22 protein-coding genes and 1 pseudogene are annotated in these 23,482 nt (G+C 36.9%); 13 read left to right on the forward strand and 10 right to left on the reverse strand.

Features of this window, described 5'->3' with window-relative positions; genetic code table 11:
* Positions 1-358 precede the first annotated feature (358 nt).
* Entirely contained in the window at positions 359-2,521 is a 2,163-nt protein-coding gene (locus tag AC13EX_RS11415) for a prolyl oligopeptidase family serine peptidase (RefSeq protein WP_482892777.1), read from the forward strand.
* Positions 2,522-2,779: 258 nt separating this feature from the next.
* Here AC13EX_RS11415 and AC13EX_RS11420 read toward each other — a convergent pair whose 3' ends face one another.
* The 3 genes from AC13EX_RS11420 to AC13EX_RS11430 form a co-directional block, all read right to left on the reverse strand.
* Complete coding sequence (locus AC13EX_RS11420; RefSeq protein WP_482892778.1) at positions 2,780-3,193, reverse strand: type II toxin-antitoxin system VapC family toxin; 414 nt, start codon at positions 3,191-3,193, stop codon at positions 2,780-2,782.
* A complete protein-coding gene (locus AC13EX_RS11425) occupies positions 3,193-3,435 on the reverse strand; it encodes a DUF6364 family protein (protein ID WP_482892779.1) in 243 nt (80 codons plus the stop codon). Before AC13EX_RS11425 ends, AC13EX_RS11420 begins: the two co-directional genes overlap by 1 nt.
* 396 nt (positions 3,436-3,831) lie before the next feature.
* A complete protein-coding gene (locus tag AC13EX_RS11430) occupies positions 3,832-4,128 on the reverse strand; it encodes a hypothetical protein (protein WP_482892780.1) in 297 nt (98 codons plus the stop codon).
* Positions 4,129-4,234: 106 nt separating this feature from the next.
* Between AC13EX_RS11430 and AC13EX_RS11435 the strand changes: the two are divergent.
* Positions 4,235-4,458: pseudogene (locus tag AC13EX_RS11435) on the forward strand (IS91 family transposase); the annotation flags it as partial.
* 326 nt (positions 4,459-4,784) lie between these two features.
* Here the strand turns inward: AC13EX_RS11435 and AC13EX_RS11440 are convergent.
* The 4 genes from AC13EX_RS11440 to AC13EX_RS11455 form a co-directional block, all read right to left on the reverse strand.
* Entirely contained in the window at positions 4,785-4,967 is a 183-nt protein-coding gene (locus tag AC13EX_RS11440) for a hypothetical protein (protein ID WP_482892781.1), read from the reverse strand.
* A gap of 1 nt (position 4,968) precedes the next feature.
* The gene (locus AC13EX_RS11445; protein ID WP_482892782.1) at positions 4,969-6,135 is read right to left on the reverse strand and encodes a putative phage abortive infection protein; all 1,167 of its coding nucleotides are present in this window, start codon (positions 6,133-6,135) and stop codon (positions 4,969-4,971) included.
* 43 nt (positions 6,136-6,178) lie between these two features.
* Positions 6,179-8,278: an ATP-binding protein gene (locus AC13EX_RS11450; RefSeq protein ID WP_482892783.1), complete on the reverse strand. Its 2,100-nt coding sequence runs from the start codon at positions 8,276-8,278 to the stop codon at positions 6,179-6,181.
* Positions 8,279-8,733: 455 nt separating this feature from the next.
* On the reverse strand, positions 8,734-11,286 hold the full coding sequence (locus AC13EX_RS11455; RefSeq protein ID WP_339712708.1) for a phosphoenolpyruvate carboxylase: 2,553 nt from the start codon (positions 11,284-11,286) through the stop codon (positions 8,734-8,736).
* 243 nt (positions 11,287-11,529) lie between these two features.
* Here AC13EX_RS11455 and AC13EX_RS11460 point away from each other — a divergent pair, with 243 nt between their 5' ends.
* The 10 genes from AC13EX_RS11460 to AC13EX_RS11505 all read left to right on the forward strand — a co-directional run bounded on the left by AC13EX_RS11460 (position 11,530) and on the right by AC13EX_RS11505 (position 19,892).
* Positions 11,530-13,836, forward strand: a complete 2,307-nt coding sequence (locus AC13EX_RS11460) for a putative monovalent cation/H+ antiporter subunit A (RefSeq protein WP_482892784.1) — start codon at positions 11,530-11,532, stop codon at positions 13,834-13,836.
* A gap of 2 nt (positions 13,837-13,838) precedes the next feature.
* Positions 13,839-14,249: a Na+/H+ antiporter subunit B gene (locus tag AC13EX_RS11465; RefSeq protein ID WP_048642462.1), complete on the forward strand. Its 411-nt coding sequence runs from the start codon at positions 13,839-13,841 to the stop codon at positions 14,247-14,249.
* Position 14,250: 1 nt separating this feature from the next.
* The gene (locus AC13EX_RS11470; protein WP_048642461.1) at positions 14,251-14,604 is read left to right on the forward strand and encodes a Na+/H+ antiporter subunit C; all 354 of its coding nucleotides are present in this window, start codon (positions 14,251-14,253) and stop codon (positions 14,602-14,604) included.
* Entirely contained in the window at positions 14,601-16,109 is a 1,509-nt protein-coding gene (locus tag AC13EX_RS11475; protein ID WP_482892785.1) for a Na+/H+ antiporter subunit D, read from the forward strand. Before AC13EX_RS11470 ends, AC13EX_RS11475 begins: the two co-directional genes overlap by 4 nt.
* Before the next feature lie 12 nt (positions 16,110-16,121).
* Positions 16,122-16,601 carry a Na+/H+ antiporter subunit E gene (locus AC13EX_RS11480; protein ID WP_205749765.1) on the forward strand — a complete coding sequence of 160 codons (480 nt, stop codon included), beginning with the start codon at positions 16,122-16,124 and terminating at the stop codon, positions 16,599-16,601.
* Positions 16,598-16,873 carry a cation:proton antiporter gene (locus AC13EX_RS11485; protein ID WP_020891431.1) on the forward strand — a complete coding sequence of 92 codons (276 nt, stop codon included), beginning with the start codon at positions 16,598-16,600 and terminating at the stop codon, positions 16,871-16,873. Before AC13EX_RS11480 ends, AC13EX_RS11485 begins: the two co-directional genes overlap by 4 nt.
* Complete coding sequence (gene mnhG, locus AC13EX_RS11490; protein WP_339712721.1) at positions 16,866-17,261, forward strand: monovalent cation/H(+) antiporter subunit G; 396 nt, start codon at positions 16,866-16,868, stop codon at positions 17,259-17,261. Before AC13EX_RS11485 ends, mnhG begins: the two co-directional genes overlap by 8 nt.
* Entirely contained in the window at positions 17,245-18,393 is a 1,149-nt protein-coding gene (locus AC13EX_RS11495) for a lactonase family protein (RefSeq protein WP_482892786.1), read from the forward strand. The genes mnhG and AC13EX_RS11495 overlap by 17 nt, the downstream gene beginning before the upstream one ends.
* Before the next feature lie 104 nt (positions 18,394-18,497).
* Positions 18,498-19,535 (forward strand): aspartate--ammonia ligase, encoded by a 1,038-nt coding sequence (gene asnA / locus AC13EX_RS11500; protein ID WP_048644527.1) that lies wholly within the window; start codon positions 18,498-18,500, stop codon positions 19,533-19,535.
* Between the two features lie 159 nt (positions 19,536-19,694).
* Positions 19,695-19,892 carry a cold-shock protein gene (locus tag AC13EX_RS11505; protein WP_014020889.1) on the forward strand — a complete coding sequence of 66 codons (198 nt, stop codon included), beginning with the start codon at positions 19,695-19,697 and terminating at the stop codon, positions 19,890-19,892.
* A 274-nt stretch (positions 19,893-20,166) separates the two neighbouring features.
* On the opposite strand, the gene AC13EX_RS11510 is transcribed toward AC13EX_RS11505, so the two are convergent.
* Genes AC13EX_RS11510 through AC13EX_RS11520 form a run of 3 tightly spaced genes read right to left on the reverse strand, consistent with a single transcriptional unit; the run spans position 20,167 to position 21,762 of the window.
* Positions 20,167-21,114, reverse strand: coding sequence for a DUF4097 family beta strand repeat-containing protein (locus tag AC13EX_RS11510; protein ID WP_482892787.1), 948 nt, complete (start codon positions 21,112-21,114; stop codon positions 20,167-20,169).
* Entirely contained in the window at positions 21,107-21,484 is a 378-nt protein-coding gene (locus AC13EX_RS11515) for a TM2 domain-containing protein (RefSeq protein WP_482892788.1), read from the reverse strand. The genes AC13EX_RS11510 and AC13EX_RS11515 overlap by 8 nt, the downstream gene beginning before the upstream one ends.
* The gene (locus tag AC13EX_RS11520; RefSeq protein WP_048642455.1) at positions 21,469-21,762 is read right to left on the reverse strand and encodes a DUF2752 domain-containing protein; all 294 of its coding nucleotides are present in this window, start codon (positions 21,760-21,762) and stop codon (positions 21,469-21,471) included. Before AC13EX_RS11520 ends, AC13EX_RS11515 begins: the two co-directional genes overlap by 16 nt.
* 422 nt (positions 21,763-22,184) lie before the next feature.
* Between AC13EX_RS11520 and AC13EX_RS11525 the strand changes: the two genes are divergently transcribed.
* Positions 22,185-23,114 carry a TolB-like translocation protein gene (locus tag AC13EX_RS11525; RefSeq protein ID WP_482892789.1) on the forward strand — a complete coding sequence of 310 codons (930 nt, stop codon included), beginning with the start codon at positions 22,185-22,187 and terminating at the stop codon, positions 23,112-23,114.
* Positions 23,115-23,482: the final 368 nt, after the last annotated feature.

The raw sequence follows: 23,482 nt of genomic DNA on the forward strand, positions 1-23,482 counted from the left end.
TCCTTCACAAGGATTTGCCTCATTTTTCAACCAGCCAAGTAGCAAAGCGACTAATATCCGACTAAATTTAACATTTACGGTTCTTCCTTTTTCTAAAATTACCTGAACACAAAAAAATAAATGCCTAAATTTAAACCCGAATTATGCATTAGACATTCTATTACGTGCTGAAATCGCTTTAAAATCAGCCACTTCGTTGCTGTTTTCAATTTCACCATAGCGGCGCTATGCTAAAATCTCCAATCAGCCTGATTTTCTTGCGATTGCAACACTCATCACGAATTGTATTACATAATCCGGGTTAAAGAATGATGTATTTATAATCGCCATTGTTTATGTCAATGTCATAAAAAGGAAAATGATGCAAAACGACTTTATATTATTACCCAAATTGAAAAAAAACAGTCTTTTGTGTCTGACAATTCTGACCTTGGCATGTACTAATGAAAACCATTTCAAACCTATACCTGTGGAATACCCAATTACCGGAAAATCTGATCATGTTGACTTGTATTGGGGGGAAGAAGTAGCAGACCCTTACCGATGGCTAGAGGACGATTATGCTGAAAACACCAAAGAATGGGTGATTGCCCAAAATAAAGTCACTTTTGATTACTTGGATAAAATTCCTTTTAGAGAGGCCATAAGAGAAAGGCTTGAAAAAGTATGGAATTATGAGAAAGTAGGGGCTCCTTTTTTCTACGGTGACTGGACTTATTACTTTAAGAATGACGGACTGCAAAATCAGTCTGTGCTGTACAGATCACGGGATGAAGGAAATGAAGAAGTCTTTTTGGATCCCAATAAGCTGTCTGAAGATGGCAGCACTTCCTTGTCCAGTATTGTCTTCACCAAAGATGGAAGTTTATTTGCCTATGCTGTTTCTGTCGCAGGATCGGATTGGAGGGATATCTATGTCATGGACACCGAAAGCAAGACCTTACTAAAAGATCAAATCAAGGATGCCAAATTCACAGGCATTTCATGGGAAGGAAAAAAAGGCTTTTACTACAGTACCTATGCCCAACCTGACGGATCCAAGCTTTCTGCATTGACCAATGATCACAGGCTTTATTTCCACGAATTGGGTACCACACAAGCTGAAGATGTACTGGTATTTGGAAATGATGAAACACCTAAAAGGTATGTTTCATGTACTGTTACGGAGGATGATCAAGTCCTTGTTATTAGTGCTGCTAACAGCACCACTGGAAACGAATTGTACATCAAAGATTTAAGCAAAGCAGGTAGTACCATCAAGCCCATCGTAGCCAATATGAACAATAACCATGGCGTTTTGGATCATCGGGAAGGATGGCTGTTGGTCCAAACCAACAAGGATGCACCAAACAACCAACTGGTAAAAATTGACCTGAACAATCCCGAACCGGAAAAATGGCAGGTGCTTGTTCCTGAAAAAGAACAAGTCATGCAAGTATCCAAAGGTGGTGGGAAGCTATTTGCTACTTACTTAAAAGACGCCATCTGCGAAATTCGCCAATATGACTATGAAGGCAAGGAAGAAAGCAGAATCGAACTTCCCGGAGCAGGTACTGTTAGTGGTTTCTCCTCCAAAAAAACGCAAGACAGCATTTATTATTCCTTCACTTCCTATGTGCAACCGGGAAGCATTTATCGTTATTCAATAAGAGAAGGGAAGAGTAAACTTTACCGACAACCCCAACTGAATTTTGACCCAGAGGCCTATGAAAGCCATCAGGTTTTTTACACTTCCAAGGATGGCACTAAAGTACCTATGATCATCACCCATAAAAAAGGCTTGGCCTTGAATGGCAAGAACCCTACAATATTGTACGGATATGGCGGTTTTAACATTAGCCTCACACCTGCTTTCAGCATAGCCAATACCGTATGGTTAGAAAATGGTGGTATTTATGCTGTCCCTAATATCAGGGGAGGTGGAGAATATGGTGAAAATTGGCACAAGGCTGGCACTAAACTTCAGAAGCAAAATGTATTTGATGATTTCATAGCTGCGGGAGAGTATTTAATTCATGAAGGATACACTTCAAGTGACTACTTGGCCATCAAAGGCGGTAGCAATGGTGGGCTACTCGTGGGTGCTACGATGATCCAAAGACCTGATCTTGCCAGAGTGGCTTTGCCTGCTGTGGGAGTTATGGACATGCTAAGGTACCATCAGTTTACTGCAGGGGCAGGATGGGCCTATGATTACGGAACTGCAGATGAGAGTGAAGAGATGTACCGGTACCTAAAAAGTTATTCACCTGTTCATGCCTTGAAGCAAGGAACAGCCTACCCTGCAACTTTGGTCACTACGGCCGACCATGATGACCGTGTGGTTCCTGCACATTCCTTTAAATTTGCTGCAGCACTTCAGGAAGCCCATAAAGGAGAATTGCCCGTATTGATCCGAATCGAAACCAATGCAGGACATGGTGCAGGCAAGCCTACTTCGAAGGTGATTGAGGAACAGGCAGATATCTTTGCCTTTACCCTTTATAATATGGGGGTGGATTTTGGAGGGAAAAGTGAGTAGGAGGTAATTTTAATCGAGGATAATTATTGAGACCTAGATAATAAGGATCTCCAGTTTGACCATGGGAGGTATAAATGATCATGGTTAGAAAAAATAGGATTGTAAAACCCCTCATTTAATACGCTTTAGTAAATGTGCAAAATATCGGATCTACCTCCTACTTGTTTTAATGTCACCAGTTTATAACAGACTAGCATTTACAAAAGATCTTATTTTCGGATGGATACAAGAATATGGATATTTTCCCCGTAAGCTTTGTCATCCTTTCATTCCGAGGTATTCCTTGGCAGACAATACTGGAATCTTCGAATGCTTAAAATCTTTTTGGTTTCTCGTAATGATTATTCTAACTCCATTTTCAATAGCAGAATAGTACTGTATCGCATCTTCAAAATCTTTAAATTCCGAATCAAGCGCCAATTCAATCACCTTATCATCTATGGGAACAACTTCAACCAATACCTTGAACTGCCTAAGTACCTTTCTCGCACTTGAAACCTTCAAATGCTGAGAAAGGATATAATAGGTATTGGCAAAAGTAAGTGCTGACACAAATAATTTCACCTTTCCTTTATCACCCAGGGTAAATAGCTCCTGAGCCTCTTTTAAAAAACTTTCCCGTTTCCCTAATAAATCCAAAACCACATTGGTATCTACAAGTATTCTATCCATTAGTTATACTTATTGGATAAATAATCAATGTATTTTCTATTCTCTGCACCTTCTTTCAATTTAACCACACCTGTTAAACTCTTGACCAACGGGCTTACTTCTGCCTTTCCAGCATTTCCCTTTGTAAGTGCATCCAAATAATTTTCAATTAATTTTGACAAGCTAATGTTCTGTTCTTTGGCGTACATCTTCGCACGCTCAATTACACCATTATCAAGTTTTAAGGTCAGTTTTGAATCCATAGCTCTAAATTGTACGTACAAATTTAAAAATATCATACGTTATACGCAACACTTAACTATGATTTCACTTATACGACGTTGGGTTTTATAGGACCATCAGTTTACTACAGTAGCAGGAGTACCTTCATAAAGGTTTTAAATTACAAGCAATTCTTGCTCTTTATGGGGTTCAGGAACTTCAGTCAGCAATTTTTTTTAAGATAGATTTTTCAAGGCCTCAATAATCTCATCAGGTTCTGAACGTGTTCTAACACCCTATTTACTATATACAGTGTTATGCTCTTTTCATTTCCCATTCACCTCTTGTTCTAGGATAAATTACTAGTCGCCCATTTACAAAGCCAATACCTCTTTTGAATTTCCAGGTTCCTTTAATAAAATTCGATTCTGAATCCATTATTCCAGAATAGTAAATCGGTCTATGTGGCTTCTTTTCCTCAACTCTAGTTCCATCTCTAAAACAGACGTTTTAACTGGCATTCTTTTGACGAATTTAACCTTATTATCTTTGATTTTTCCCGAGATAATTCCTATGCCTGAAGTTCCTCCCGTCTCTATATTGTCAGAAACCTTTCCTGATATTTTAGAATTAACAAAACTTTCAATGATTATTTCGAATTCAGTTTTTCTGTCTCTCAAGGAATCTGGTACAATTCCTGAGAACCAATATTTTCCAATCCATTTTCCTTTCATAATCTTCTATTGAGCAGTAGAGTAGCGCCTGATAGCCTACTTTATAAATACTTATAAAGATAATAAGAAGAAGCAAACTACCCGCCCATTTCATTAATCCGTATCAGGCATACTCGCCAGTGCTTTTAAGGCCACACATAAAGTCAATATCAATAGGCAGATCGGTCAGGTGGTAATAGAAGTAGGGGAAAAATCTGCTTCCCTGCTCAAAAGTGCCTTTGTTGCAAAACCGGGAAACTGCATACAGTGGCATGCTTCGACCAACGGGGGCCACCAGCTAACTGGTTTAACAAAATCAGGAAGCAAAATAAAAAGCGCCAGTTAGCTTAATGGGATAAGTATGTCCTAATGGCAATAACAGTCTACTAATCACACTTAGACCATTTAAAAAGTGGAATTAATTACCTAAAAAGGTAAAACTTAGCAAACAAACAGCCTATATCCAACTATTTTTTTCATACTTCAAGCTCTAAAAAAAAAAGAGGAAAAAACATTCCCATAGTAACCAAATATCCCATTGCCATGAAATGGCCACTTGGCCTTTCGAAAAGGTCGAAGGGTCAATAAAGTTTACCTTGAAACTTTCTAAGTATTCGACATTACATTCTGACTAGGCTTTTGTAGCCCTCAGAATACTTAGTTATTGTAGCGTATTGCTATTTTTCTAAAACAAAGGTAATAGTTGTGCAATAGAGACTTGGACTAGGAGCTATTTGATAGACATTGACGACCTTATATCCATCTTCCAAGTACTTATTTAATTCAGGCGCTTCGAATTCTGATAAATTCTTATTGTCTCCTGGTTTAGCATTAATATTTATATGAATTACTTTTTGCATATTATTTTAATTTAATTGGTTCATTCTTTTGATTTATGGCTTTAACCCATATTTCTGATTTTCCATTTCCTTTATTCTCAACATCTGTCATCACCTTTATATTTTTATTTTCTTTTATAATTTCATAATTTCCATTCTTAAATGTTTCAATAAAAAAAGCTTTAAGAAGTTTTTCTAATTCTGTGTCAGAAAAATCATTTAACCCATATCCTGATTGCAAGTGAGGACTTGGTGTTACATTGGAGTTTTTGAAGATTTGTAAAGAAATAGAGGTTATCTGATTTATTACCTTTATAGCATATTGACCCTTTAAAAAGGTTTTGTAATAATATGGTGTTTCGTTTGTTTTTAAATACTCAATAATCCCTAAAAAGACTGCATTGAGGCTATTAATTTTATCTTGATTTAGTTTTTGACGCCATTCATTAAATTCTAACTTCTCAAAAAGTGGTAAATGCTTTACGATATTGAATTTAATGATTAACTTCCTGAAGTTTTTCCCATATTCAGTACAAGCATTATAGTTTATAAAGAACAGTTCTGATTCTGTTAATTGAGCCCTTACAATTTTAGCATAATACATTTTTCTGTCTTCACTAAAATGAGAACCATCAATTGTCTTAAATATTCTATATAAAGTTCGAAAATAATGGGCAATTTGTTCTTTGTTTTCAGTATAATAATTAACATATATGTCAATTGCAATCTTTCGGTTTTTAAAAGCTGAATTAGTGCTTTTATATGCTTCAAAGCATTTTTTCTTCTTCTCAACAAAGAAATCTTGACCATTATGTGATTGCCCAACAAAATTTTCATAATGTGTAGATTCAACAATATTTTGATATAAATTAAGAAGATTAAAAAAAGTATTTTCAAATTGCTGACTTTCAAAAACCTGTCTACTTTCTTTTAGTTCTTTTCTTTGAAACGATAACGTTTCATATAGCAGAACAATTCCGACTAGTGTAAAAATTGCTCCAATTACTCCACCAATAAAGTCTCCAAATTTGGAGGCACTATCTAAAGAAACTTTTTCAGTGGGATTTATAAAATTATCGAAAAAATATCCTCTAAATACAAACCAACCAATTATCAAGATACCAAATATAACTAACCACCTAGAAATCGTGATTCTATTTCTACTTACGAAAAGGTTAAATTTTACCATATTTTATTTATGCACTATACACCTTATTTTTGTTTTCCTGTCTTTATTCAACTTTTCTTTCAAGGTTTACTATCATTGGTAAGTTAGATCTAATTGCTTTTCCTGTCACAATTGCGTGATATCGTTTCAAATTGGGTAATGCTTGCACTAAATCTTTGCCTATATAATTGCCTAAAAAAGTAAAACTGGTTTCGTCAAAAGCTTGGAAGCAAATAATTGAATTACATTGAGTAAGTACTGTCTTTGATACATTAGCTGTTCTTTGAGCAATAACAATTAAACCAACTCCATACTTCCTTCCTTGTAATGCAATTTGAGACATCTTATTTACTAGTGCCTTAGAGCTACCATAATCTCCTAAATCTCCTAAAAAGTTTGTCTCAGGAACTATGGTGTGTGCTTCTTCTAATACCAAACACACCCGACTTCCTTTATTTGCTTTTGCGTAATTAAAAACGCTCTCAATAAAAAATTGAGTAAACTCTAAAATGAACGAAGTATTCGATAATGCAGGCAGTTCAAATAATCCAAGGTTTTCATCTCCTGCAAAAAAATCTTTTACATAATCATCAAGTTGACCTTGAATCTTTTTCTTTAATTTAAGTTCTTCCGCAGGTTTATGATTTAAAGCCTTTTCGTGCTTTTCAGCAAATGTCTCTTCGAGAGAATTTAATCCTTCAACTTTTATTAATTCAATTGGGTTTAGCCCTTCTAAGTCAGTCTTGTATTCACCTGTAAAATCAATACAAATTACATTTGTATCTGTTTTTAATGATTTAATTATTTCTCTTGCTAAGAATGACTTTCCAGAGCCTGTAACACCCAATAACGCTAAATGATGGCTAACAGCTTCATTTAAATTGATGATTGAAGGTAGCTTTGTGTTTGGAATAGTGCCTAGTTGAAATTCCGGGTATTCGAACTCTTGAATTTCTGTGTTACTTGTGCCGGCTTTAAAAATAGGAGTGTTAATGGATGGAACCCAACCGAATTTTTGAAAAGAAAGAAGGTCATTTTGCCATTCTCCTAGTTGAATCGCTTCTCCTTCAATAAATCCTGTTTCATTCTTACTTTCTAATTTTTTAAGTTCTGTTGTTCCCCCGATTACTTGGTAAAATAGCCTACGACTTCCTACTGTAAGTTCTAATAAATCTCCCTCCTGAATGTCATCGGTTTGTTTTGAATACTCAAATTTTATGGAACCAATGGATGATTTTTCAATGACCACCCCAACTAAATCTTTAATTTTAAGGGAATTTGAGAGGTCTTCTATTTCATTAGGTTCAACGACTTTGCATACTAAATTTCGTTTTAAGTTTGATAAACCACTCTTGGTAGTCCCTAATTGTAATACTTTAATCCATTTTTCTTGATTTAGGAGGTATGTATCGAACACAATACCTGCAATTGCATAAGTATCTGAATCTTGCATTGAATACTTAAATGTTACTATATCAAATCGTTTTATGCTCTTACTTTTATCTTCAAAAAGCTTTACTAGAAATATTTTCTTCGATTGAACCCCAAAGATTTCCCCAATTGCATTTAGTTGGACTTTATTTTTTTCTCTAGTAAACGAATTATGAAGCGACTTTGAGTCAATAATTAAAACTAAACCCCATAGTACTACCATCGAAAAAAGATAACTGTCGCTGACTTCTTTTACTATTTCTGCTTTGTAAAGAATGAGAATAGAGATAAAAACAAAAGAGTAAATAACTTTTCCCCGGCCGACAAAAACTGCAATATTTTTAATACTATTTGATAATTTGTTTCTAGATGATTCAGGACTTTCATTATTTGCTGTAAGTGCAATAGCGATGATTGATAGAGCGATTAAAGCACCAATTAACACTATTGTAAAATACCAAAGAGTGTCGTTAGTAAATGATTCCTTTATTGAAACATAAACGAGTAATAAAGGGATTGAATTCGTAATTACATTTTTTGGAGATGAGTAGTAAGGTTCGATAAAAAGGACTGAAAAAAACAACATGAAAAGTCCTGAGTAGAACCAAATATTTTTGGTTGAAGTGTCAGGCAAAATTGAGTCAGTAAACAGGTAATGGATTCCTATGAAAAACGCAATGCTGACTAAAAGAAGAATGAATCTATTCGTTATATAGAACTTTAATTTGTCCATGTAGTTTTAGTCTTTTGATTCATAACTCATTCGATTTATCCTATTTTGAAGTCTTGATGACTCTTTTTTTCGCATGAAGCACAACATCCGCCTAAAGCACACAGTTCTATTTATTCACCCTCCATCTACCTCTAAAACTAAGGAATAAATACTAATTAAAAAACTATAACTACTCTTTAGGCTTAAACCACCTTCTTTTAGTTGAATCAATAAAGATAAAACAAGATTTTATCAAACGTTTTATAAAGCGGACAACATTACACCTTCTTAGGATGATGCTAGGGATTTGCATAGAGTTAATCAATATACAATCTCTATTTTCTCCTATTATTATTTATTCGTAGGTTAAGCAATAACTACTTTCTGAATTCAAATAAAAGGCTTACGTTTAGATAAAAAAAAGGCCACTGTAACAGTGGCCCTTATATTAGCATTAGAAACGTTTCTATTTTGTATTAAGCAGCATTTCTTGCGGCATTAATGATTCCAAACATGGTTCTTAGGATTAACTTTTGTAAGGCGGTATCTTCTTTTCCTTTTTCTAATATGGTCTGGATAGCATACTGCTGTATAGTGATCAATGGTAAAACAATCCTTTCCCTGATGGCAATGGATTCTTTACTCAATGGACTGTCCTCTAGCAAGGTGCTCATACCGGCCACACTAAGAATCTTATCATAAGATCTTTGGTACTCACCGTACATCAACTCCCAGAAACCTCCGAATTGTGGATCATCTTTGAGGTAAGCTGTTGCTGGATAAAAGGACTTGGCAAGGGATTGCATGGAATTCCCCAATAGTGAGCGGAAAAACAAAGAATCTTTGTATAACTGCTGCACCTCTCCTAACCTGCCTTGTTTTTCCAACTCTTCTATGGCTTTACCCACGCCAAAGAAACCTGGAATATTTTGCTTCATTTGGGCCCAAGCGCCTACAAAAGGTATGGCTCTCAAATCCTCAAATTTCATGCTACCGCCTTTGCTTCTTTTTACCGGTCTGGATCCTATATTGGTCATTCCAAAGAATTTCAATGGAGTAACTTTTTCCAAATACGGTACAAATTGTTCGTGGTTCTTAAGCTCTTTATAAGCATTATAACTGATATCGGCCATCTCATCGATAAGCGACTTTTGCTTATCAGTCAAACTGTTTTCGCTTGAAGGATACAAATGACTTTCCATACCAGCACTAAGTAATTGTTCTAAATTATAAGAGCAACTAACTGGCTTGCCATAATTGGCACTAATGGTCTGTCCTTGTATGGTAATCTGGATTTCACGGTTTTCCACATTGGGTCCGAGAGAAGCATAGAAGTTATGAGTGTTTCCCCCACCCCTTGCAGGCGGTCCACCTCTCCCATCAAAGAAGACTACATCTATCCCTTCCTCTCTTGCCACTTTGGTAAGCTCTTCCTTAGCCCTTAATATAGACCAGTTGGCCCTGATGTAACCACCATCTTTGGTTCCATCAGAAAAGCCCAACATAATCGATTGCTTGTTTCCTCGCTTACGAAGGTGGTCTCTGTAAGTTTTATTGTTATAAAGAGATGACATAACGCTGTGTGCAGCAGCCAAATCGTCAATGGTTTCAAATAAAGGCACAATATCAAGGAACAAATCACCACCATTTGCAAGTAGTAATTTATTTAACTGATAGACCTCCAAAACATGCAGTACAGACTGGTTATTGGAAATAATGTACCTGTGGCAACCCATAGGTCCATTGTTTTTCTGAATATAGGCTATAGAGGAAATGCTCTCCAGCATTTCTCTATGAAATGGATCTTCCAGAGAATTGATTTCTGGCAACTTATCAACAGAAAGGATTTTTTGGATTTTCGCCTCCTCATCCCCTTGATGGTAAGCCTCCAAAGCAGCCTCTCCTTCACTTTTCTCTAAAATCTCATCCCAAAGGGCATCGTGTTTCCTACTGTCTTGCCTCACGTCCATGCTGGCAAAATGGAACCCAAATACCCTCACTTTAAGAATGAACTCATCCAGCAATTCAAGTGACAAGCCACCATGCTCTTCTATTATGCCTTTTCTAGCCTCATATAAAACAGCTAGTAATTCATCTTTAGAATGGAAAACCTCACCCTCTCCACTGAATAAAGTATTGTATATACCTTTTTCTGCTTTAATAAGATGACTTTCAACATTATGAAAGGTTAATCTTCTTCTTACCTTACGTATATCTCTATAGTAACACTTAAGAATGCTGTTTTGTAGCTTGTCAGAAACCTTTTTAGTGATTTCATGAGTAACGAAAGGATTACCATCCCTGTCACCACCTGGCCAAAAACCCACTTTTAGCAAATTGGGATTCTCCCAATCATGTAGCGGAATATTCAGTTGGTTGAGGATTCTGATCATGATATCCGATATGCTCGGATAAAACACATACTCCAAAAACCAGGTTAAACTTACAGCCTCTTCATAAGGAGAAGGCTTCTCTTTGTTAATGAAAGCTGTTTTACCCAATTGGCGAAGCAAAAGATCCACATCACCAAGGTCATTTTTCCTTATTGCTTGCTCCAGATCAGTGATAATCGCCAGAACATTCCCAGGATAAAATTGCGTTGGGTGTGCCGTAAGTGTCAGTCGAACAGAAAAGTTCTTCAACTTTTCTATGAGTTCTTCCTTTTTATGGTCATTCTCCGCTCTGGCAATCAATGCCGTCATGGTACCTTTACCTTTGATGTCATTGAATTTTTCGAAGGAGGCATCTTCTATCGAGTCAAATAACACTACCTGACGTTCGATGTATTGTACCATTTTAAAAAGAAGATCATGCCTTTCTTCTTCAGGTTTATCGGCCATTAATTCTTCAAAGAATTGGCGGATAATTTCCTTTGGCGTTTTATTTTCTTGAAACCCACTTTGGCATGCCTCAGATAAGATCGGCAACAATGTGCCTGTTCTATATATTTGGTCAAAGGGCAGGTCTAAAAACAGACTGTTATAAATCGTGAAACGCTTTGCGACTTCAGTCTCGTAGATGTTAGCCATGGTTGAAAAGGTTATATTTATTCTTTGCAATAACTCAAAAATGCACATTTTTTTGAGTTATTTCATCAAAACTCCGGTATAATTTCTCTACTAATTACCTCATTTATTATATTTTGCTTACAATCAGTGCCTTATTAGGTTTATCAACTAACCATTAATGGAAACGATTATATTAGACCTGTCTTATCACATTATTTTTCGTATTTTAGGCTTTCGTTAAACAAACTCGTTAAATAATCGCTGATGTTGATTGCTGTAATTTCGGGATTTATTTTGGCTTTAGTAATCCCACTGATAATGGGCTGGATGAAGCCTAAATCTACCATTTGGGTTGCCATTCTGCCATTTTCCATCTTTGGGTTTTTCCTTTCAAAATTACCCTTAATACTGGCTGGGGAGACTTTAAAGGTCAGTTATCAATGGGTGCCCTCCATAGGGGTGAACCTTGATTTTAACCTTGATGGATTGTCCTACCTTTTCGTTTTACTGATCAGTGGAATCGGAACCCTTGTATTTATATACACTTCCTCCTACCTAAAAGGCCATCAATATCTAGACAGATTCTATGCCTACCTGGCCATGTTTATGGCTTCCATGCTTGGATTGGTCCTGTCTGATAATATCTACACTCTTTTTATCTTTTGGGAACTTACTAGTATCAGTTCCTTCTTCTTGATAGGTTTCAATAATGACAACCCTGCTTCTAGGAAATCAGCGATCACAGCATTGGCTGTAACGGGCTTTGGTGGTTTGTTTTTGATGGCCGCAATGGTCGGCTTGGGTCAAATTACGGGTGAATATCAAATATCTGCCCTTGCTCCTTTGGCTGAATCTATTCAATCCAATGACCTTTATGGGTGGGTATTGTTGTTCTTATTTATTGCAGCATTTACCAAATCCGCTCAATTTCCATTTCATTTCTGGTTGCCTGGCGCAATGAAAGCCCCTACCCCTGTATCTACTTACCTCCATTCTGCGACGATGGTGAAAGCAGGAATCTATTTATTGGCAAGGTTTACACCAGTATTGGGAAACCATGAATGGTGGAACAGTACACTTATAATAGTTGGTGCGCTTACCATGACTTATGCAGCCATCCATGCCTTGTTCAGGTTGGATCTGAAAGGAATCCTAGCCTATTCAACCATCTCAGCTCTAGGAATATTGGTTTTTTTAATAGGCCTTGGCACAAAAGAGGCCTTATTGGCGGCTTCAGTTTTCATTTTAGTCCATGCCTTATATAAGGCGACACTTTTTCTTGTCACAGGAATTATTGATCATGAAACTGGCACCCGAGACATACGCAAACTTGGAGGTTTAAATAAAGTAATGCTACCTGTGGGGATTGCAGCCATGTTAGCAGCTATCTCTAATGCAGGAATCCCCCCTTCCTTCGGTTTTGTTGGAAAAGATTTAATTTATGACGCTACACTAGGCATGGGTGATATAGCTTGGTTACTTACGGGATTGGCTGTCTTCACCAATGCAGCCTTGTTATTTGCAGGTTTTTTAGCTGGGATAAAACCTTTTGTAGGAAAATTGCCTGAAGAATTCAAAAAACTTCACCTACCTGGTCCTGCCATGTACATTCCTCCTTTATTACTTGGTGTTTTAGGAATCTTGTTTGGCCTGGCCCCAGGTTTAATTGAAGGAAGCATAATAAAACCTGTAGTTCAATCTATTACAGGAGCCACGCCTGATTTTCATTTGAAACTTTGGCATGGCATTAACCTGATTCTGTTATTGAGTGCCATTACCATAGGTTCGGGTACTGCTTTGTATTTCTTATTAAAACCTTCTGAAGGCTTGCTATCCAAGGTTACAAGGTTTGAGAAGATTTCTCCTCAATCGATTATCGTTGGCCTGTCTAACAGCTTTGTTTTGTTAAGCAGGCAATGGACAAAGTTCTTTCAAAATGGCTATTTAAGGTATTATTTAATTACCATTCTTTCCTTTTTGACCATTTTACTGGGCTACCGTTTCTTCACAGGTGTGGAATTGTATGTAGATACTGCCAAACTTACAGAGGTCACCCTATATGAAGCCATTGTAATCATTATCATGGCCTCAGCAATATTCTTTACTGTCTTTTCCAAATCTAGACTTACTGCAGTTGCCTCTTTGGGTGTGGTAGGTTATTCCTTTTGCATGATATTTTTATTCTACTCTGCACCGGATTTGGCCATGACCCAATTCTCTATAGACACCTTGACAGTGATTCTATTTGTATTGGTTTTATACAATCTACCTAGGTACCTTGTATTGTCGGATAACAATGATAAAATAAGGGATGGATTGTTGGCCCTTGTATTTGGTGCCTTGATCAGTGTGTTGACCTTAGAAGTCATGAACGAATCTGTCACCAAGGAAATCAGTGAATACTATGCAAAGAATGCTTATATTCTTGGAAAAGGTAAAAATGTAGTCAATGTAATCCTTGTTGATTTCAGGGGCTTGGATACCATTGTAGAAATCACTGTATTGGCGATTGCAGCCATCGGTGTATTTGGCCTTTTAAAACTCCATCTAAAAAGTACTGAAAAAGAATAATTATGAAAACCATCATATTCAAGACGGCCTCGGTATACCTGCTGCCGCTATTATTACTCTTTTCCATCTTTATATTATTGCGTGGACATTATTTACCAGGAGGTGGCTTTGTGGGAGGCTTGATGGCCTCTATCGCTTTCGTCATCCATTCATTCGCCAATGGAATAGAAAAAACAAAAAACATCATGTCTATTCATCCAGGTTTCTTAATGCCTGTTGGATTACTTTTGGCTTTGGCTTCTGGTGCCTTGCCCCTGTTCTTTGGGGAAGCGTTTATGACTGGTCTTTGGATGGAGAATGCTGTACCTGTAATAGGATCAGTTGGTACCGCCTTGTTTTTTGACACTGGCGTTTACTTGGTAGTTATTGGTGTCACCCTCACCATTATTTTCACCATATCAGAAGGTTTATAATATGGAAATTTTATTGGTCATTATAATAGGGCTCTTGTATGCCGCTGGTATCTATATGATGCTGAGAAGAAGTTTGGTAAAGTTAATTATCGGACTGATCTTACTCGGTAATGGAGCCAATTTATTGATATTCTTATTAGGAAAAATAGTTAAAGGAAAGCCCCCTATTATAGCCTCCTCAGAAAAGATGTTGGGAGAAATTTATGCAGACCCTGTACCTCAGGCACTAATCCTTACCGCCATAGTAATTAGTTTCGGCCTTCAAGCCTTTGCCATTATACTAATCAAACGTGCCTATAAAGTGGTCAAAACAGATGATCTGGACGAAATGAACGCAACCGACGAAGACTTATGAACAACCCGTATATTGTTTTACCGGTAATTTTCCAGCTTTTAATAGCCATTTTGCTGATGTTTTCATGGAGCAGCAAAAACATTCAAAAGCTGATCTCTGTAACCGGATCCATAATAGCACTAATAATCAGCCTATTGCTACTGATAAAAGTGGACAATGAAGGCATTCAAATCATGCAAGCGGGTGGATGGAGCGCACCTTTTGGGATCACTTTTGTGGCCGATTCTTTTAGTGCCCTTCTAGTCTTGCTAACAGCCATTGCAGGGCTTGCTGTCAGCGTGTATTCGGTAGGCAGTGTAAGAAACGCCCGTATCAAATTCGGCTATTTCCCTATTTTCCACTTACTAATCATGGGATTGAGTGGGGCCTTTTTGACTGGTGATCTATTTAATCTTTATGTTTGGTTTGAAATCATCATTATCTCTTCTTTTGTTCTATTGACCATAGGGGGAGAAAAAGCCCAAATAGAAGGTGCCATAAAGTATGTCACCATGAACTTATTGGCTTCTGTTATATTTCTTACAGCCATAGCCATACTTTACGGTTTGACGGGAAGTTTAAATATGGCCGACCTTTCACTTCGCGTGGCTGAGATAGAAAATAGAGGATTGGTAAATGTAACAGCCATCCTCTTCTTAGTAGGCTTTGGAATTAAATCAGCAGTATTTCCACTCTATTTTTGGTTACCTGCTTCCTACCATACCCCACCGCCAGCCATCTCTGCCATATTTGGTGGACTACTTACCAAAGTGGGTGTTTATGCCATGTTAAGAGTTTTTACCTTGATTTTTGTACCTGACACTTTCCTTTCTACGGTGATCATGGTGCTTGCTATTTTCACCATCCTATCAGGAGGAATAGGCGCATTGATTCAGAATAACATTAGAAAAATATTTAGCTACCTTATCATTTGCCACATTGGTTTTATGCTTGCAGGTTTAGGAGTCTATAGCTCTCTCGCCATTGCAGGTACCATATTCTATCTGGTACATGACATTATTGTGAAAACGAATCTCTTTATGGTAAGTGGGCTAATCTTTAAATTCAAGGGCACCTATTCTATGCGTTTACTTGGTGGTTTTTATAAAGAACATCCTAAACTAAGTCTACTGATGGCTGTACCTCTTTTCTCTTTAGTAGGTATTCCTCCATTGTCTGGCTTTTGGGGCAAGTTACTTCTCATTCAGGGAGCTCTGGACCAATCAAATATTTTAGTTGTCGCTTTCATAATCTTAGGAAGTTTCCTTACCTTATTTGTAATCGCAAGAATGTGGTCAGAGGTATTTTGGAAAGATGGGCCTGAGTTACCAGAGAAAAAGCACATCAAGTATTTCAATGCCCTAAAACCACTAAAGAGAAGAGCTATGATTGGGTCGGTGTTTTTTCTTTCTATAATATCGTTAGGAATAGGTTTTGGAGCAGAATGGGTCATGCGATTATCTATTAAAATCGCTGAGAACCTAATGGACCCTACCTTATATATTCAAGCAGTTTTGGGCAATTAATTCAATAGAAAAATGATAAAAACCAGGTTTCTTAGTAACCTATTGCTTTCCTTTATCTGGCTGGCAGTAACAGGTACATTCTCCTTTGTGAATTTCGTCTTTGGTTTCACATTGAGCTTTTTTCTACTGTGGCTCATATCCAGAGATGAACAAAACAATAGATACCTCTCAAGAGGACCAAAGCTTATAGCCTTTATCTTCTTCTTCCTGTATGAATTGATCAAAGCCAATTTACAGGTAGCCTATGATGTGAGTACACCCAGCTATTTTATGAAACCGGGGATAGTAAAGATTCCTTTGGATGCCAAGACGGATGTAGAGATCACCTTGTTGGCCAATCTAATAACCCTAACTCCTGGTACTTTAAGCTTGGATGTTTCTGACGATAGAAAAGTACTATATGTACATGCCATGTACGTGAAAAATAAAGAAGCATTTATTGCTGATATTAAGAATGGATTTGAACGTAAACTTTTGGAGATTTTGAGATGAGTGTATACGACTTCCTATATTATATAATACTACCTGTACTGGCCATTTCCACCTTGCTAATATTTATCAGGTTCCTCATTGGCCCTACACTTTCTGACAGGGTTGTAGCACTTGATCTATTGCTTACCACGGGGATTGGAATAATTACTATTTACAGTATTTATACTGATCAGCCAGCCTTTCTAGACATTGCCATGATCATGGCCTTGATCGCCTTTTTAGGCACCGTTGCATTTTCTTATTATTTAGATAAAAGAGAGAAAAATGAATGAATACCTGATCCTATTTTTGAGTTCTCTGGGAGCTCTTTTCATACTACTTGCAGCCGTTGGACTAATCAGAATGCCTGATCTTTATTTGCGGATTTCGGTAACCACTAAAGCGGCTACTTTAGGAATTGGTTTGTTATTAATTTCAGCTGCAATCTATTTCAATGAAATTGGAATTACCTCAAGAGTGTTGGCCATCATCACTTTTATATTGTTAACGGCACCAGTTGGCGCCCATATGATTGGTAGGGCTTCCTATTTTTCTGGGGTAAAGCTTTGGTCCAAATCAAAGGTAGATGACCTTAAAGGCAAATACCACCCAAAAACACACGGATTGGCAAGTGGAATTGACGAAATCGAAGACAAAAAAGAAAATGAAAAATCTATTTAATATTAGTTTATTGATATTGTGCCTTGCTTGTGGTACAGCCTCTAAAGAAAAAGTGGAAATGAAAGCAAAAGAAACCCCTCTTAAGCATAGGTTTTTACTTGGCACCTATACTAACTCTCCGGAACAGGGCATTCACCTTATGGAGTTTGACACAGATTCAGGAAAAATCAACACCCTTTCTACTGCCTCTGAACCAGACAACCCTTCTTTTGTCATAGCAAATCAAGCTCAAAACCTTGTTTATGCTGTAGAAGAAACTGGTGGAGAAAATGGCGGAAAAGTAAGTTCCTTTAGCTTAATAGATGATGAACTGACAAAACTAAATACAGTAAGCGCAGAGGGACAATCACCGTGTTACATTACTTTAGACCCAAGTGAAAAGTTTATTATAGCGGCCAATTACTCTTCAGGTGACTTCACTGTTATCCCTACCGACGAAAATGGACAACTAAAACCAGCTGTTCAAGTACTTGCCCACGAGGGAGGCAGTGTAGTTCCCAATCGGCAAAAGCAATCTCATGTGCATTCAGCTATATTCCACCCTAAGGATGGCCGGCTTTTGATAGCTGACTTAGGAACAGATGAAGTAGTTGTTTATGATTTTGATAATAATCAGGAGAAGCCTCTAAATACCAATCCCGCTTTTAGATTAAAAGTAGCCCCTGGGGCAGGGCCACGTCATATGGTCTTCAATGCTGTCGGAGACAGGCTTTATTTGATTCATGAGATATCTGCTGAAATTGGGGTTTATAGCTATAATGATGGGGAATTAATTCATTTATCAACGCATAAATTAACGAAAGAGAATTTCGAAGGAAAAGTCGGGGCTGCAGAAGTGCGAATTAGTCCTGATCAAAAATTCGTGTATGCATCCAATCGTGGTGAAGCCAATGAAATCATTGCCTTTAAAATAATAGACATTGGTGATTTGAAGCATGTGCAGACAATTTCCTCTGGGGGAGAAGCACCGCGAAATTTCAACATCACGCTAGACGGAAAACACCTTTTGGCTGGTAATCAGAATTCAAACACAATAGTAGTTTTCAAAAGGAACATTGAAACTGGGGAGCTACAACAAACTGACATACAAACAGCTATACACAAACCAGTATACATCAATTTTTTACCTTAAATCTGGCTTTAGTCCCTAATATTTTCTTGAATCAATTCTTTTCCTTAATATTGGGGCCGATTTCCAGAAGAATGACAAATAGTGATCATAGTAAATATATAAAAATGGTGTCAACTAGTGAGCTGAAATACAATTGCTTATTAAACAGGAGGGAGACAGAAAAAGCTATAGACCTCATTAAAACAAAATTTCCTGAGATGATGTCTCAGAGGTTGAATCTTTTCAAGGTGTCTTGTCCCCTAGTGATTATGGATGGCACAGGAATTAATGATGACCTTAGCGGAATAGAACGTCCGGTAAAATTCCCCATAAAAAATCAAGCAGATGCACCTGCAGTAGTGGTGCAATCACTTGCCAAATGGAAAAGGTGGCAACTAGCAGAACTTGAGACTGTAGACCGTGAAGGTATAATTACTGACATGAGGGCTTTGAGACCTGATGAAGATTATTCACCACAACATTCCTTGTATGTAGACCAATGGGATTGGGAGCAAAAAATAAACGATTCCGACCGTAAACTAGAATACCTAAAGGAGGTTGTGGAAAATATATATGGTATTTTTCAGGAAATGGAAAGTAATGTTTGTTCTCTTTTTCCACAGATAAGCCCTATTTTACCAGAAAAAATAAAGTTCATTCAAGCGGAAGAATTGCTACAAGAATTCCCCGATTTAACGCCTAAACAAAGGGAGTACCAAGCCTGTAAGGCCCACGGTGCAGTCTTTCTAATTGGCATTGGAGATGAATTAAGCAATGGTGAAAAACATGATGGTCGTGCACCTGATTATGATGACTGGAGTAGCTATAATTCAGAAGGACACAAAGGATTGAATGGCGACATTTTGGTTTGGAACCCACTTCTTGAAAACTCATTCGAACTCTCCTCAATGGGAATTAGAGTAAATGCAGAGACCCTTGAAAGACAGTTGAAAATGGCTGGTGAAGAAAAACGAAGAAATTTATTCTTCCACAAAAAATTACTGAATGGTGAATTACCTCAAAGTATAGGTGGTGGAATAGGTCAGTCCAGAACTTGCATGTTTCTGCTTCGCAAAAAACATATAGGTGAAGTACAATCTGGAATTTGGCCTGAAGAAGAGGTGCAAAAATGCCTAAATGAGGGAGTAAAATTAATGAAATAATAATCCTATTAAACGGGTGAATCGTACTGTTTTTGTCCAATGTGTGGCCACAGTATTTTATGTAATCTTTTAATTCCTGAAAATAAATTTATTCAAGAGTTTTTTTTGCCAAAAGATTCCTTATCTTTACCCCAGTAAATACAATCAATTAATATTATTATGAACACAGGAAAAGTTAAATTTTTTAATGAGTCTAAAGGATTCGGTTTTATTATCGATGATGAATCATCAAAAGAGTATTTTGTGCATGTCTCTGGACTTATTGACGAAATCAGAGAAGACGATGATGTATCCTTCGACCTTAAAGAAGGAAGAAAAGGTCTGAATGCAGTGAATGTGAAGGTAGTTAACGCATAACATAACATTGACATCAGTAGTGAAAAGCAACCTTAAAGGTTGCTTTTTTTTGTTTATACCCAATTATGTTCAAAATATTTCCTGCGGAAATTACTACCTAACAGTGGATCCGGACACCTTACTTTAATATAAAAAATGGCTTAAAAATCCTTTTTTTTTTGGGGAAATTCGTAGTCACAAAGGATTGGTAAAATCCCCTTTTACCAATTAAAACTTTTAAAAATTTGCTCACAATAGAGTTTAAATACACAAATCCATTGTGAGCAATAATTGTTTATTCACTAATCACCATCTTTCCTGATTGTATACGGCCTTTGACGGTTACCGCTGCATCATTATTTATATACAAATCTTCACTACTGGATTCGTTTCCTATTTCCAGTCTACCACTACCTACATTAAAGTCGAAGTTGAAATTACTAAGAGAAGAAGTGGTATTCACTTTCATATAACCTGAAGATACAGAAAGTTTGGTTTCCGGACCAAGTCCACATTGGCTAGCATCTAACATTCCTGAAGAAAGACTGATTTCTCCCAATTGATTTATCCTCTTCAAATCTGCTTTTCCAGAGGACATGCCACCTGAAATCAGACCATCTACATCTGAAAAACTTACATAACCACTAGACCCACTAAATTTAACATCACCTTTCATGCCTTTCAGGGTTCCCATACCCGAGGACACTTCCATATTCAGGCTACCTTCAATATTCTCCAATTCTAGTTTACCTGAGGAAATTTTAACACTTAAATTTGGGGAAGCAAGGTCCTTTCCTTCTACTTTTCCAGAACTACCTTTCAATACAATTTCATCATTGTTAACATTAGATACTTCCATTGTTCCTGAAGAATTATGAATATTTAAAGCCATATCTATAGGTCCGGATAGACTTATGTAACCTTCAATATTTAGAGAGGAAAAAAAGGACCCATTATTCCCTGATTCAAAGCTCACATTCAATTCATCTCCTACCTGCTTTACAAGTACACCTTCCATGTCCATATCACTGGCCTCTACAAAAGCATCTATGGTCACATTCTCCATATCCTCTTTGCCTGTATAGCTAACCTCAAGAGCTCCTCCATTTAGGTTGATTTTAGTTATTCCATCATAGGAATCCTCCATATCTGTTATGGTATTCATTGGAACTGGATTACATCCAGATTGAAGTCCAGAGAAACCAACCAGCACAAATAAAAACAATATTGGATACCTATTCATCTTTCTTAGTTTTAATATCATCGCTCAAAGCAAGTAAAGAAAGGGTTTCATGAGCCATTTTTATATTGTATTCGTAGGTCAAACTTTTATAATTAACAAGATCTACAATTGTCCCTATAAAACACAGACCTAGAGTCAACATATAAAGAATCCCAAGTCCAACCTGTCCTAAAATAAATCTGTGTAAACCTGCGAATCCAAAAAAGCCAATCAAAGTCAATATTAAAATCATTTGACTGTCCTTCCTTCTGGCGCGATATACCTGAGCAAATAAACTTGCTTGCTCCTCATTCATATCCTTCAATATTCCTTGGATATAGCCCAATTCCATTCCTTCAAGTTCCGGAAGGTGTCTTAATACATTTGCCATAATTTTATTTTTAGTTTAATTAATTCATAAATTCTAAACAAGATAACCGATACCCCAAACCATCCCAAGGGGTGGTAAGTAAGTGAATTACTGAAATCACCCATCATAAAATAATGCATGGAGCGACCAATTCCGCACCCGGGGCACCAGGTCAAACCAAAATTATCCAATGGGCATAGACTAAAAGTATGTGCAGAAGCACCGCCAAAGGCATACAAGCCAATAAGTGCAAGCAGCCATACCATCAATTCCAATACACCTGAATGGTTAACTTTCATAACACTGAATATACGAATAGAATGCCAGTTATTAAATAGGCCAATGGAGCCAGTATAGGCCTATTTAGAACAAAGAAGTGTACGATTAAAGTACAAATATTGTTCACTTATGAACAGTATTGTAAAAAATAGAAGTTTTAAACCCGGATTATGTAATAGGATTCTTGATGAGTGTTGCAATGGCAAGAAAATCAGGCTGTTTAGAGATTTTAGCATAGCACCGCTATGGTGAAATTGTAAACAGCAACGAAGTGGCTGATTTTAAAGCGATTTCAGCACCTAATTGAATGTCTATTGCATATTTCGGGTTAAAAAGCAACGCCTCATATATACCTTAACAGGAAGTTAGGAATTATGCTAAATAGTGTAATGAATTCATCTAGCATTTTGTACCTTAGACTATAAATTGAGCTCCCAAAAACATGTTTAAATTGAAACTAAGCAACAGACCTAATCAAACTCATTGGCTATTTATTGCTATTTTAATCCTCCTAATGGTAAGTAATGTAAAAGCCCAGAAATCTTCGGATCTTTTTATAATTAAAACAAAAAAAAGCGTATTTGGCTTTACTATTTACCCAGAATCCTTTAAAAAGATTACAAAAGGGAAATATTACGACAAGCAACCTAATTTTATTAATAAAAACCAATTGGTATTTACCTCAGCAGACAAATCCGGTAATTTTGACATTATAATGTACAATATTAATAGTCAGAAATTCACCAATATGACCAGAACTCCCAATTTAGGTGAATTCTCTCCATCTCTTACAAATTGCGGGCAGTACATCTCAGCAGTAAGGGTAGAAAAAGACTCTGTTCAGCGCTTATGGCTATACCCAATTAATTTCGGGGAACCAGAATTGCTCTATGATGACATACAACCTGTAGGCTATTATGGGTGGATGGAAGACACTGCAGCTCTATATGTAATAGGCACACCAAATAAGTTGGTTTATCCTTACAGCAGAGAAGATATACATGAAATCGCACAAAACACAGGAAGATGTATAAAGTCACGCCCAGGCACAGATGAAATAGCTTACCTGGATAAAGGTGCTAATATCGTTTCAGATGGGAGAGAGACTTATGAATTAAAAGCTTTTGATGTTAAAAGCAGAAAAACTACCACACTTGGCTTGGCACTTGGAAATGCAGAGGATTTTTATTGGCTGGATAAAAACAATATCTTAATGGCCCGTGAAAATTCCATTTTTCTCAAAAACATAAGTAAAGGAACAGACTGGAAAAAAATTGCTACCTTAAACATTCCAGAGTACAAAAACATCAGCAGAATAGCTTTAAGTCCGGACAATAAACACCTGGTAATTACAATGGAAACAATAAATTGATTTGCTTTTTAGTATGTGTGATAAAATTAAAATGATAATACCTTTTTCAAGGTATAAAAATTCCTACTGCTTTACCCCTGCTCCTATCTTTAGATAAGCTCCAGGAGTAGCCTGCTGCTACACCTTCCTAAATCACTAATATGTCTTGTCTGTTAAACCCGGATTATGTAATAGGATTCGTAATAGCCTGTCCCGTGTTTACGGGAAGTGTTGCAATCGCAAGAAAACAGACTGTTTGGAGATTTTAGCATAGCACCGCTATGGTGAAATTGAAAACAGCAACGAAGTGGCTGATTTTAAAGCGATTTCAGCACGTAATAGAATGTCTACTGCATATTTCGGGTTAAAACTTGTCCTTTATTTTTGAG

Source organism: Cyclobacterium sp. L-R, assembly GCF_056859355.1.